Below are 11972 nucleotides of genomic sequence, written 5' to 3' on the forward strand. Positions count from 1 at the left end.
ACTCTCTTGAAAACGCTGAGGGATAAGCGGCTGGGTTCACGCCGGGACCTAGCGGAGGCGATCAAGGCGGGGCGAGTCAAAGTGAACGACGTCATCGCCGAGAGTTTCAGCCTGCCGCTTAAACCGGCTGATAGCATCACTTTTGACGACAAGCCTATCGAACGCGCCAAGACGCAACAAGTTTACCTTGCCTTGAACAAGCCGCTGGATGTGATCTCGACCACCGAAGACAAACACGGCCGCCGAACGGTCATAGATCTTCTACCGGAGGATTACAAGCATTTCCAGCTTTTCCCCGTCGGCCGGCTGGATGAGGACACAACGGGGCTGATATTGCTGACCAACGACGGTGACCTGGCTTATCGGCTGACACATCCGAAATTCGAGGTTGAAAAAGAATACCTGGTGGCGGTGGACGGCGCTTTGAACGTGACGCAGGTCGACCAATTACAAAAAGGCATCGAACTCGATGACGGCATGTCGGCGCCGGCAAAACTGAAGCCGGTTCTCCTGGCGCCGTACAACTACCGAATCATAATACACGAGGGGCGAAAACGGATCGTCCGGAGGCTGTTCGCGGCGGTGGGGCACCAGGTACGACTCCTGAAGCGCATACGCATCGGCAAGCTTAAACTGGAGAACCTGAAAGAGGGCGAGACCAGAAGATTGACCCACGCAGAGGTTCGGGAACTTTAACCTTTGGGCGTCGTTTTGAACCTTCTGGTTTCCCACTCTCGCAGACACTTGATCGCCTCTTCCTCCGGCATATCGTTCCAGAAGCGATAAAAGTAGGAAACATAGAACTTGGGGACGAGGGTGGTGTGGGCGGTTATCACGCGGTCAGCAACTTTGGAAACGGTACGGACCGCCAGTTCTGACGCCACGGGTACCGCGGCGATGATACGCGCCGGACGCCGCCGCCGGACCGATTCGATTGCGGCCATCATGGTGTACCCTGAAGCCAGGCCGTCATCCACGATTATCGCCGTCTTTCCCGTCACAACCGATAAGGGCCGGTTGTTACGATAAGCCAGGCTGCGCTGCCGGATATCCTTCCTGACTTTGGCGGTTTGATAGGTTATCTGCGGCTGGGTCAAACCCAGCGACCTGACAAGTTCGTGGTTAAGGACGGTCGTGCCGTCATCGGCGACGGCTCCAAAGCCGCCTTCCGGACGCAAAGGGATGGGAAGTTTTCGGGCGACGACCACGTCAAGTTCAGCGCCAAGAGCTAATGCGACCTGAAGCCCTACCGGCAAGCCGCCGTTGGGTATGGCAAGGACAATGACTGGCTCGTTTCTAAACGTTGAAAGGTTCTCCGCCAATTGGCGCCCGGCATCGAAACGGTTTTCAAAAAGGGGGGAGGGATTGGGTTGGCGGTAGACCATAAAGGGAATCCTTCCATCGTTTTATCTTTAAGAAATCAATAAGTACCACAATCCAGCACCGAGATTCTTCAATGCGTTCAGAATGACAAATCCCCTAGATCAGTTTAAAGGCATTGACGTCGACCAATCCCAGGTCGGTCAGCTTGAGTTCTGGGATAACGGGCAGGGCGAGGAATGATAATGCGGCGAAAGGCGCCTGGAGCCTGACGCCTATGTCCTGTGCCGCCGCTTCGACCGATTCGAAACGCTCGATCACCGAATCAAGAGGTTCCGAAGACATCAATCCGGCCACCGGCAAAGGCAGCCTGGCAACAACTTTGCCTCCGGCAACGGTTACCAGCCCGCCGCCCATTTCGATAACAGCCTTAACTCCCGCGAAGATGTCCTCGTCGGAGGCCCCGACACAGATGATGTTATGTGAGTCATGGGCAACCGAAGAGGCGATAGCGCCCCTGGCCATGCCGAAGCCCTTGACTAAACCTTTGCCGATTTTGCCGGTGCCCTTGTGACGCTCGACGACAACAATTTTGAGGATATCGCGTTCGAAATCCGGAACGCACTTGACCGGTTCGCTAAGATACCGGGTGACGATCTGGCCGGGAATGATTCCAATCACGGGCACTGTTTCATGACTGAGATCGACGGCAAGATCGGCAATGGTGAACGGTCCGACATTCATGCTCTTTTGAAGCCGGGAGGACGATCGGTGGCGGGGCTTGAACAACGCCGTGCCCTCTTTGGCAACGAGCTTGCCTCTGAAATATACGCCAGTGATCTCAAGCGTCTCAAGGTTGCCAACAATTAACATATTGGCGGCGTAACCGGGCGCTATGGCTCCAGTCTGGCGCAAACCAAAATATTCAGCGGGGTTGATCGTTGCCAGTTGGATGGCGCGCACCGGATCAAGACCGAGAGCGATGGCTCTACGGACCACCGCGTCGATGTCTCCGTCGCGCCTGAGATCGGAACAACTCCGGTCATCCACGACGAACATGCAACGCTTGTAGGTCTTATCGGTAACCAGCGGCAATAGTTCGGCTAAATTCTTCTCTGTAGAACCCTCGCGGATCATGATGTGAAGGCCGCGGGCGAGTTTCTCACGGGCTTCGTCGAGCCGGGTCGATTCGTGATCGGAGCCGATGCCGGCAGAGATGTAGGCGTTGAGGTCTCGACCAGTGAGGAAGGGAGCGTGGCCGTCGAGGACCTTGCCGTATGACGCTTTGATCTTGCCGAGAACGCTTTCATCTCCGAAAATGACCCCCGGGAAGTTCATCATCTCGCCCAGGCCGATGACGCCGTCTTTCTTCAAGAGCCTGGAGATATCTTTTGAGGTGACAGTCGCCCCAGAGGTTTCCAGGTGGGTGGCGGGAACGCATGAAGGCGCCATGACGTGGAGATCGATAGGCAAAGTTTTGACGGATTTCAGGACGTATTCAACTCCTTCGGTGCCAACCACGTTAGTGAGTTCATGAAGATCAGTGATTACGGAAGTGGTGCCGCGGGCGACGACAGCGCGCGCGTATTCGCCGATGTCCAACATGGAGCTTTCTACGTGAGTGTGTCCGTCAATGAGTCCCGGAACGAGGAACTTACCCCCGAGATCGATTACTTCTTTGGCAGCGGTGTAGTGGCCTATGCCGGCGATTACGCCGTCGCTGACAGCAACCGATCCGCTTTCGATTTCGCCGGTGAAGACGTTTACGATCCTGGCGTTCTTGAACAGGAGGTCGGCGGGTTCGGCGCCACGGGCAACCTTAATCGTCCGAAGCAAGTTGTCCGGCATCGGTCTTTTCCTCCAGGGTGAATATCTCAGGCAAATGGCGGTAACGCTGGGAAAAATCAAGGCCGTAACCGACAACGAATTTGTCCGGGATGGTGAAGCCGGTATAAGCGATCTCAACCGGCACCTGGTGCCTGGCAGGCTTATTCATGAGAGTACAAACACTGACCGAGGCAGGATCCCGTTTGGACAGATATTCCACGATGGCTTCGATACACAGGCCCGTATCGACAATATCTTCGACGATCAAGATATGGCGGCCGGCCAGAGAAGAGGTGGGCTCCGCGGTTATCCTGATATGACCGGAACTTGTTGTGGCGTTGCCGTAACTTGAGGTACCGATAAAATCGATTTCAACGGGAATACTCAACTCCCTAACGAGATCGGACAAGAAGATGAACGACCCCTTCAGCACGCCGATGACCAAGAGGTCTCTGCCTTCGAAATCACGCGAAATTCGAGCCGACAGATCAGTCACAACAGCGGCGATCTGTTCCCGGGAATACAGCAGTTTCAACTCATAAGGGGGTGTCACGGCCACAAATTATAGTCATCAGACCAGCTTGTGTCTACCCAAAAAGCTAGTTCCCGCGGCGGATGTACATGTTATAATAGCTTTCGTTTTAGCCTGAACATGCGGATAAAGACCGTAAAGGAGAATAAGTGGTTATCAAGGTTGAAAACCTGGTCAAGGTCTACGGACCTATTCGAGCGGTCGACGGCATCAGCTTTGAAGTGAATAAGGGCGAAGTCTTCGGCATGCTGGGACCCAACGGCGCCGGTAAGACCACGACCGTAGAAATCATCGAAGGTCTGCGTACCCAGGACTCAGGGAAAGTTACCGTTCTTGGACTGGACTCACAAAAAGCCACCAAAGAGATCAAACAGCGGATCGGGGCTCAACTGCAGACTCCTTCCCTCATGCCTTCTTTGACCGTTGAAGAATTGCTCGAAGTATTCGCAGGATTTTACGATAAATCCCTGCCGACCGAAGAACTTCTGGAAATCGTTTCGCTGAAAGAAAGTAGACGTGTGCTAGTCAAAAATCTCTCCGGTGGACAGCTACAGCGTCTCTCGGTTGCTATGGCGCTGGTCAATGACCCCGAGATCACCTTCCTGGACGAACCCACCACAGGCCTCGATCCCCAGGTGCGGCGGAGCATGTGGCAGGTTATCGAGGACATGAAAGCCAAAGGCAAAACGGTTTTCTTGACCACCCACTATATGGAAGAGGCTGAACGCCTTTGCGACCGAATTGCCATCGTCGACCACGGCAAGATCATCGCCCTCGATACGCCGCGAGGCCTGATCAATTCCAATTTCAAAGAACAGGCAATCCAATTCGAACTTGATCCCAGGCCTTCCGACGATATACTGCTATCGTTTCCCGGCGCCACAAGCGTCGCGACCGACCTGAACGAGGTTGTTGTGTACACCAAGGACGTCCCGGCAACCATGTCCGCGGCCATCAAGTACGCCGAAATGAATTGCAGCCCGCCCCAACTCAAAGACCTCCGTGTCCGCCAGGCTTCGCTCGAGGATGTGTTCCTGAAACTGACCGGCAGAAAGATCAGAGAATGACCGCTTTCAATAAATTGTTGATAGCCAACTTTAAAATGTTCCTGAGAGACAGGACCGCTCTATTTTTTACTTTCGCCTTCCCTCTAATCTTCATCGCACTCTTCGGCATGGTATTCGGTGGAAACAACTCGGTAAATTACAAAGTCGGCCTGGTGCAGGAAGACACGTCGGTCACAGGTCAGCACATGGCCGACGCCCTGAAACAAATCCCCATATTTACCGTTTCCGAGTACGCTTTTGACGCCTCACTCGACGCATTGAAAAAGGGCGATATTTCGGCGGTGGTGGTGATCCCCGCGGGTATCGATGCCACCATCGGGAGCGGAAACGCCGCGGATATTACTCTGTTCCACGACCCATCGCAAACCGCTACAGCCCAGGTTATCCTCCCGGTGATGCAGCAATTTGTCGACCAGTTCAACCGGCAGATAACGCAGGCGCCGGTTGCCGTTACCCTGGCTGAAAAATCGATCCTTTCCACCAACCTGCGGTTCATTGACTTCTTCGTGCCGGGCATTCTGGGTATGTCCATCATGCAAAGCGGCCTGTTCGGAGTTCTGCCTTTGATCGAATGGCGGGAGAAAAAGGTCCTCAAGCGACTGGGAGTAACGCCGCTTTCCCGGAGTACGGTCGTCACCAGTCAACTGGTTTTCCGCCTCGGAATTGTGGTTCTGCAGTCGGCGGTTATTTTGGTGGTGGCTAAATTCGCATATCATGTGCCGATCCTCGGCAACTGGGTGTTGCTCCTCGGTCTGATCATACTCGGCACCCTGCTCTTTGTGGCCCTGGGTTATGTCGTGGGAGCGCGGGTCAAGACCGTCGAAGGCGCCAATCCCATCGTCCAGTTGATTTCATTCCCGATGATGTTCTTGTCCGGTGTGTTCTGGCCGGTTGACATCATGCCTGCATTTATCCGCCCGGTGGTCACAGCACTACCCCTCACCTACCTTGGCGACGGTTTGAGACAGGTGATGGTCAAATCCACGCCGCTGTACCCTCTTGGCATCGACATACTGGTAATGGCCGGATGGCTGGCGGTGTGCATGCTGGTGACTGTGAAACTGTTTAAATGGGAATAATGTAACTCTGTGAAGGAATGAAAAAGTCGCTTCCTCGTGAAGCGACTTTTTCTTATTCCGCAATTTTATCAAAGAATGAGCATGCTGTCCCCGAAGCTGTAGAAGCGATATCTCTCATCGACCGCGTTTCGGTAGCCTTGTTTTAACGTCTCCCATCCGGCAAAGGCGGCTGCGAGCATAAGGGGAGTGCCGCGGGGCAGGTGGAAATTTGTGATCAAATTATCAATGACCTGGAACTTGAAGCCGGGCAGGATAAACAATTCAACCCAACCCTCGAAAGGCTTCAGCGGCAATCCCTGGTTTTTCGCTGCCCATTCAAGGGTTCTTACCGCGGATGTACCAACACCAAAAACCCTGCCCCCGGATGCCTTAACCTGATTTATCGCTTCGGCGGTTTCAGCAGAAAGCACGGCATATTCACGATGGATGGGATGAAGCGCCGGGTCTTCTTCTTTTACCGGCCTGAAGGTGTCGAGCCCGATGTTAAGCGTCACAAACAGCAGCCGCACCCCTTTGCTTTCAATGGCTTTCAGTAGTTCCGGGGTGAAATGAAGCCCGGCGGTAGGCGCGGCAACACTGCCGGCTATCCGGCTGTAAACGGTTTGGTAGCGTTCGGCCTCAGATTCGGAAAGTTGATGGTGAATATATGGCGGCAGAGCGAGGATACCAAGTTCGGTAAGGCGATTTTCGTCGGACAAACGGACAACCGCGGTTCCATCTTCTGATTTTGACAGAACTTCGAGTGTCTGCCCGCTTGGACTTCCTGACCGGTCGTAAAGATCGACAATAGCCCCAACTCCGAGACGCTGAGCTGGTTTGAGAAGCGCCTGCCATTCGCCGAAGCCGCGGCGAAGCAGGAGCAAGGCTTCAACCCGAGCGCCGGTACTCTTTTTCAACCCGAATAACCGGGCAGGAATCACCCTGGAGTCATTGAAGACTAGAGCGTCGCCCGGGTGGAGGTAACCGATTATGTCGAAGAACCGCCGGTGTTCGATTTTCCCACCCTTCCGGTCAAGAACCAGCAACCGCGACGCATCCCGGGGTTCTGCGGGGGTTTGGGCAATCAGCTCGGGTGGCAGCTCGTAGTCAAAATCTGAAGTTTTCAAAGCAGCCTATTATACTGGTTCGGAAACCTCGACCGCCACGAATGCCGGTTTTACCGGGTACAGCCGATGTGTTATCCTAACCTCTCGTGAAAATCCTTATTTCCAACGACGACGGTATTCACTCCGCAGGACTTTGGGTCCTGGCTAATCATTTGAGAACGGTGGGTTCGGTCACAATTGTGGCGCCTGACCGGGAACAGAGCGCGACAGGAACGTCACTCACCCTCCGGCACCCGTTGCGTGTCAGCAAAGTGGCTTCTCAACTCGAAGGCGTCGAATGCTGGGCTACGGAGGGCTTGCCTGGCGATGCTGTAATTCTAGGGTTGGAACATGTCCTGGAAAAACCAGTTGACCTTGTGGTGTCAGGAATTAACAACGGGCCAAATGTTGGCGACGACGTCCTGATTTCCGGCACCGTCGGGGCGGTGCTGCAAGCCTACCTCAGGAATGTCCCGGCAATCGCCGTTTCAACATTCAATATTGAATCTACCAACCACGAGACGCCCGCGAGATTGGCCGCCATCATTGCGAAAGATATCGCGGACGGTAAATTGTCGGGAGATATCTTCCTGAATATCAACACCCCTGATATTCCACTCGACAATATCAAGGGTATCCGGCTTTGTCACCTGGCGCATAAAACCCATATCGACACTGTCAAGGAAGGCCATGACGGCAGGCGCGAGTTTTATTGGTTAGTGCGGCGAAAGCTAGACCTTGAGGCTGCCGACGGGACCGACATCAAGGCAATCGAGCGGGACTGTATATCGGTAACCGAACTACATGTCGATTTATTCCGTACAGCCCCAATTTCCAACCTGGAAACGCTCTGCCAGGAATGGTTCAAAAAACTAGAATCACCCAAATAGGAAGCCCCGATTTCCTAATTTTCGAGGCATCCTTTATAATTAGGTCAATCAGTCCGCTTGTATCTTTTTTCTGAGAGAACGAGACGGCAATAGCCCGGAAGGAATGCCTTCCCTGCTTTTGCCGGGGAGGCATTGGCGTTTAATGGCAGACAACGGCTTGAGGATCGGTTTCATCGGGGCGGGAAAAGTCGGCAACACCCTGGCTATGGCCCTGGTTAAGGCGGGGTATTCGGTAAATGCCGTCACCAGCAACGATGTTTCCTCGGCGTACAAAATGGCCGATAAGTTGCCTTCGGCGGTCGTCTTCGACAGCCCGGAGGAAATGGGCAGCGCCTGCGATCTTATTTTCATAACCACTCCGGACTCCGTAATCAGCGAAATTGCTGCTTCTATTCCCTTTCATCCCGGCCTGATGATCTGCCATACCGCCGCTGCGGTAGCTGTTTCAGCCCTCGATGGACTGAAGAAAAGCGGAGCGCTGACGGGTGTTTTCCATCCGTTACAGGCGATCGGGTCAAAAAACGCTGAAATTTTGCCTGGAATCACGTTCGCCATCGAAGCCGATGAACCATTATTAACCATACTCCGACAAATGGCGGTAAGGTTGGATGGGCGTACCATTGCACTGAAAGAAAATGACCGGGTTCTATATCACGCCTCGGCTATATTCGCGTCCAACTACCTCGTAACCCTGGTGAGCCTTGCTGCCGAATTATGGCAGGGTTTCGGGACCAGCGAACAGGCGGTGCGGGCGTTGATGCCGCTTATGAGGGGCACCCTGGACAACGTCGAACAAATCGGTATTCCGGAATGCCTGACAGGTCCCGTCGCCCGCGGAGATATTGACTCAATCAAACTTCACCTCGAGGCGCTGGTTGAGCACGCCCCCACCGTTCTTGATGTCTACCGCATCCTCGGGCTTCATACTGTACCGATCGCGCTGGCAAAGGGCGGTATTGATAGGGAAAAAGCCGATCGACTATTACAAATCCTGGAGAAGAAACAATGAGAACGATGCTCAAAAGCAAACTTCACCGCGCACGGGTCACCCGCTGCAATCTGGATTACGAAGGAAGTATTACTATCGACAGGGACCTCATGAAAGCCGCAGATATCCTGCCTTTCGAGCAGGTACAGGTCTTGGATCTGAACAACGGAGCCCGATTCGCAACTTACACCATCGAGGGCGAGCCAGGCAGCGGCGAGATCGGTCTTAATGGAGCTGCCGCCCGGTGCGCCTGCAAAGGTGATACCGTCATCATTTTGACCTACGATCAGGTAGCCGAGGAACAGCTCTCCAGCCACATGCCGAAGCTCGTTTATGTTGATGAGAATAATCGGATCGTCGACGTCAAACACGCCCTTGGCGCCATCTCATTCTAGGAGTTGAGATGAAAACCACAATCCAGCAGATCAAGGAATTCAAGCTCAGGGGCGAAAAATTCGCCATGCTCACCGCTTATGACTACCCGACGGCGCAGATCATCGATCGGTGTGGGATACCAGTCATCCTGGTCGGGGATAGCCTGGGAAACGTGGTGCTTGGGTATGATTCGACCATCCCGGTAACCATGGATGACATGATCCACCACACCAAAGCTGTCGTTAGAGGATCGAATAATGCCCTTGTTGTCGGCGACATGCCTTTCATGACTTACCAGATAAACGTGGAGGAAACCCTTCGGAATGCCTCGCGGTTTATACAGGAAGCCGGGGCACAAGCTGTGAAACTGGAAGGCGGGGTGACCGTAGCAGACAAAGTAAAGAAACTCGTCGAATGCGGCATTCCCGTCATGGGACATATCGGACTGACGCCCCAATCTATCAATCAATTGAGCGGTCATAAAGTCCAGGGGCGCAGCCTCGACGCTGCGCGGAAGCTAATCGCCGATGCCAGGGCTCTTGAAGAAGCCGGGGCGTTTGCGGTGGTCCTCGAGACGATCCCCGCCGAACTTTCGGCGTTTATTACCTCTAAGATCGGCATACCGACGATCGGAATCGGAGCCGGACCTGCCTGTGACGGCCAGGTACAGGTCATTTCTGATTTGCTGGGATTGTTCACTGATTTTGTACCCAAACACGCCGGACAGTATGCCAAACTTGCCGGTCTGATGGCTGAGGGAATTACAGGCTATGCCAAGGATGTGAGTAAAGGCGAATTCCCGACCGCCCAACAAAGTTTCACAATGGACAGTTCGGTTTTGGACACACTGAAACAAGAAAATGAAGCTGCTTAACACAGTCTCCGAACTTCGAACGTACAGGAGTAGCCTTTCCGGTTCCGTCGGCTTCGTTCCGACAATGGGTTTTCTTCACGAAGGGCATCTTTCTCTGGTGCGTCGATCAACATCGGATTGCGATCATTCCATTGTCAGCATCTTCGTAAACCCCACCCAGTTCGGTCCAAATGAAGACTTCAATTCGTATCCCCGAGACATCGATCGAGACCTAGCGATGCTGGAAGCTGCCGGCGCTGATGCCGTGTTTCTCCCCGCTGCCGAAGAAATGTACCCACCTGGCGCAGATACGTTTGTCGTTCCCGGCAAAATCGCCGAAAGACTTGAAGGCGCTGTCCGCCCCGGCCACTTCAAAGGTGTGGCCACGATTGTTCTAAAACTCTTCAACCTTGTTCGAGCCCAGAAGGCATACTTTGGGCAGAAGGATGCCCAACAGGTAGCAGTTTTGAGAAAAATGGTGGCTGACCTGAATGTCCCGGTTGAACTGCTCGTGATGCCCATCGTCCGGGAAAGCGACGGACTGGCAATGAGCAGCCGGAATACCTACCTTAACGAGGATGAACGACAGGCCGCGACAATATTGTATCAATCACTGAAGATGGCTGAAAGCCTCATCGAAAGCGGCGAAAAACACGCCGAAACAGTTAAACAGAAAATGGCGGAATTTATCTCGAACGAGAAACTTGCCTGTACTGATTATATCAGTATTTCCGACGGAGATAGCCTGGCAGAGCAGACTATAATTACAAGACCGGCTTTGATCTCGCTCGCCGTGAGGTTTGGACGGACTCGGCTGATAGATAATCTGATATTGGTGTAATTGAATGGAGCCTATCGGAGATATTCGATAGGACGTCTGATAATAAAATTGGCTCCCGAGGAAGGATTCGAACCTTCGACCAATCGGTTAACAGCCGACCGCTCTACCACTGAGCTACTCGGGAGCGAGTATTTGGCTGCCGAGCCAGGGTTCGAACCTGGGCAAAAGGATTCAAAGTCCTCCGTGCTACCACTACACAACTCGGCAATTGGCTTTCGCAGCCTCAAAAGCTGGTGCCGAAGGTCGGACTCGAACCGACACAGGAGTTGCCCCCTAGCAGTTTTTGAGACTGCCGCGTCTACCATTCCGCCACTCCGGCGTAAAGCCGAATGCTATTAAAGAACAAAGTGCCGAGGCCCAGACTTGAACTGGGGACACGCGGATTTTCAGTCCGCTGCTCTACCAACTGAGCTACCCCGGCGCAGACAACGAAAGATATTGTAGCCGTTCTGCGTAGGTGGGTCAAGCGATTGAACTTGTCCAGAGCGTGTTTCAGGTTTAGAACTGTATAACGCCGTACTGTGAAAAGGTAACCAGCAAGATCACAGTGGAAAGAGCCGAACCCGCGGCTACCTGCCACAAGGTATGCTGGGCCAGATTCAGCCTGGCCCACCAGATTGCCGGCAGCAAAATTAACGAGAACGCCGCCCACCAGCCGAACAGAACGAATAGCAGGGTTACGAAGGCAGCCATGGTCGAAGAATGGACCGATATCTTCCACCAAAGATTGATGAAAGCCAGGCAAACGACCGATGCCAACCCGGCTACCAGGCCGGCAATCAGGATCGTCGGCGCGTTCAACAGGTTTAAGATCCAGATCGTCAAAACGTCGAAAAACAGGCCGACGACATAAACCCGGTGACGCTGGTGCCTGCGGTTGGAGAAAAGGGAATCCATGCGCCCCGTCTTAACCATGTATAGCGATATTAGCAATACCGGTAGGATCACAAGACCCGTCGCCAGGAGAAACCAGCCAAAACCCTCAGCGGCTGTGGCGGAATCGTCGAAAGCGAGCAAGGCGGTCATGAGAATGCCCAATACCAGGGGGCTTAGACCATTTGAAATCAGATGTGCAATTCGGGTTCGCAAACTATTCACGCCTGCTCATAAAAGAA

General features: G+C 53.6%; 13 protein-coding genes and 4 tRNA genes. 8 read left to right on the forward strand and 9 right to left on the reverse strand.

Annotated features, from left to right (window positions below; all coding sequences use genetic code 11):
- The first annotated feature begins 6 nt into the window (after positions 1-6).
- On the forward strand, positions 7-696 hold the full coding sequence (locus Dform_RS04945) for a pseudouridine synthase (RefSeq protein ID WP_225973735.1): 690 nt from the start codon (positions 7-9) through the stop codon (positions 694-696).
- On the opposite strand, the gene Dform_RS04950 is transcribed toward Dform_RS04945, so the two are convergent.
- The 3 genes from Dform_RS04950 to hpt all read right to left on the reverse strand — a co-directional run bounded on the left by Dform_RS04950 (position 693) and on the right by hpt (position 3706).
- On the reverse strand, positions 693-1385 hold the full coding sequence (locus Dform_RS04950; protein ID WP_076004028.1) for a phosphoribosyltransferase: 693 nt from the start codon (positions 1383-1385) through the stop codon (positions 693-695). The two genes, Dform_RS04945 and Dform_RS04950, sit on opposite strands and share 4 nt — an antisense overlap.
- 94 nt (positions 1386-1479) lie before the next feature.
- Positions 1480-3168, reverse strand: a complete 1689-nt coding sequence (ade, locus tag Dform_RS04955; RefSeq protein ID WP_076004029.1) for an adenine deaminase — start codon at positions 3166-3168, stop codon at positions 1480-1482.
- Positions 3140-3706, reverse strand: coding sequence for a hypoxanthine phosphoribosyltransferase (gene hpt / locus Dform_RS04960; RefSeq protein ID WP_225973736.1), 567 nt, complete (start codon positions 3704-3706; stop codon positions 3140-3142). Before hpt ends, ade begins: the two co-directional genes overlap by 29 nt.
- A gap of 122 nt (positions 3707-3828) precedes the next feature.
- Between hpt and Dform_RS04965 the strand changes: the two genes are divergently transcribed.
- On the forward strand, positions 3829-4746 hold the full coding sequence (locus tag Dform_RS04965) for an ABC transporter ATP-binding protein (RefSeq protein ID WP_076004030.1): 918 nt from the start codon (positions 3829-3831) through the stop codon (positions 4744-4746).
- Entirely contained in the window at positions 4743-5825 is a 1083-nt protein-coding gene (locus Dform_RS04970; RefSeq protein ID WP_076004031.1) for an ABC transporter permease, read from the forward strand. The genes Dform_RS04965 and Dform_RS04970 overlap by 4 nt, the downstream gene beginning before the upstream one ends.
- 68 nt (positions 5826-5893) lie before the next feature.
- Here the strand turns inward: Dform_RS04970 and queA are convergent, their stop codons facing one another.
- On the reverse strand, positions 5894-6931 hold the full coding sequence (queA, locus tag Dform_RS04975) for a tRNA preQ1(34) S-adenosylmethionine ribosyltransferase-isomerase QueA (RefSeq protein WP_076004032.1): 1038 nt from the start codon (positions 6929-6931) through the stop codon (positions 5894-5896).
- A gap of 86 nt (positions 6932-7017) precedes the next feature.
- On the opposite strand from queA, the gene surE reads away from it, so the two are divergent.
- From surE to panC, 5 genes are all read left to right on the forward strand, one after another.
- Complete coding sequence (gene surE, locus Dform_RS04980; protein ID WP_076004033.1) at positions 7018-7800, forward strand: 5'/3'-nucleotidase SurE; 783 nt, start codon at positions 7018-7020, stop codon at positions 7798-7800.
- A gap of 142 nt (positions 7801-7942) precedes the next feature.
- Positions 7943-8809 carry a Rossmann-like and DUF2520 domain-containing protein gene (locus tag Dform_RS04985; RefSeq protein ID WP_076004034.1) on the forward strand — a complete coding sequence of 289 codons (867 nt, stop codon included), beginning with the start codon at positions 7943-7945 and terminating at the stop codon, positions 8807-8809.
- A complete protein-coding gene (panD, locus tag Dform_RS04990) occupies positions 8806-9183 on the forward strand; it encodes an aspartate 1-decarboxylase (RefSeq protein WP_076004035.1) in 378 nt (125 codons plus the stop codon). The genes Dform_RS04985 and panD overlap by 4 nt, the downstream gene beginning before the upstream one ends.
- Before the next feature lie 8 nt (positions 9184-9191).
- Positions 9192-10037: a 3-methyl-2-oxobutanoate hydroxymethyltransferase gene (panB, locus tag Dform_RS04995; protein WP_076004036.1), complete on the forward strand. Its 846-nt coding sequence runs from the start codon at positions 9192-9194 to the stop codon at positions 10035-10037.
- Positions 10024-10857: a pantoate--beta-alanine ligase gene (gene panC, locus Dform_RS05000; RefSeq protein ID WP_076004037.1), complete on the forward strand. Its 834-nt coding sequence runs from the start codon at positions 10024-10026 to the stop codon at positions 10855-10857. Before panB ends, panC begins: the two co-directional genes overlap by 14 nt.
- Positions 10858-10906: 49 nt before the next feature.
- On the opposite strand, the gene Dform_RS05005 is transcribed toward panC, so the two are convergent.
- From Dform_RS05005 to Dform_RS05025, 5 genes are all read right to left on the reverse strand, one after another.
- A tRNA-Asn gene (locus Dform_RS05005) sits at positions 10907-10981 on the reverse strand.
- A gap of 9 nt (positions 10982-10990) precedes the next feature.
- Positions 10991-11064, reverse strand: a tRNA-Gln gene (locus tag Dform_RS05010).
- 24 nt (positions 11065-11088) lie between these two features.
- Positions 11089-11176 (reverse strand) — tRNA-Leu (locus Dform_RS05015).
- A gap of 29 nt (positions 11177-11205) precedes the next feature.
- Positions 11206-11278, reverse strand: a tRNA-Phe gene (locus Dform_RS05020).
- 77 nt (positions 11279-11355) lie between these two features.
- Complete coding sequence (locus Dform_RS05025) at positions 11356-11883, reverse strand: hypothetical protein (RefSeq protein ID WP_076004038.1); 528 nt, start codon at positions 11881-11883, stop codon at positions 11356-11358.
- Positions 11884-11972 lie beyond the last annotated feature (89 nt).

Origin of the sequence: Dehalogenimonas formicexedens (genome assembly GCF_001953175.1) — a bacterium.
Lineage (GTDB): Bacteria > Chloroflexota > Dehalococcoidia > Dehalococcoidales > Dehalococcoidaceae > Dehalogenimonas > Dehalogenimonas formicexedens.

Bases quoted from the DNA above. Each gene is read 5' to 3' on its own strand.
- Dform_RS04950 (WP_076004028.1), bottom strand. From the start codon at position 1,385: ATGGTCTACCGCCAACCCAATCCCTCCCCCCTTTTTGAAAACCGTTTC.
- ade (WP_076004029.1), bottom strand. From the start codon at position 3,168: ATGCCGGACAACTTGCTTCGGACGATTAAGGTTGCCCGTGGCGCCGAA.
- Dform_RS04970 (WP_076004031.1), top strand. From the start codon at position 4,743: ATGACCGCTTTCAATAAATTGTTGATAGCCAACTTTAAAATGTTCCTG.
- Dform_RS04985 (WP_076004034.1), top strand. From the start codon at position 7,943: ATGGCAGACAACGGCTTGAGGATCGGTTTCATCGGGGCGGGAAAAGTC.
- panD (WP_076004035.1), top strand. From the start codon at position 8,806: ATGAGAACGATGCTCAAAAGCAAACTTCACCGCGCACGGGTCACCCGC.
- panB (WP_076004036.1), top strand. From the start codon at position 9,192: ATGAAAACCACAATCCAGCAGATCAAGGAATTCAAGCTCAGGGGCGAA.
- panC (WP_076004037.1), top strand. From the start codon at position 10,024: ATGAAGCTGCTTAACACAGTCTCCGAACTTCGAACGTACAGGAGTAGC.
- Dform_RS05025 (WP_076004038.1), bottom strand. From the start codon at position 11,883: ATGACCGCCTTGCTCGCTTTCGACGATTCCGCCACAGCCGCTGAGGGT.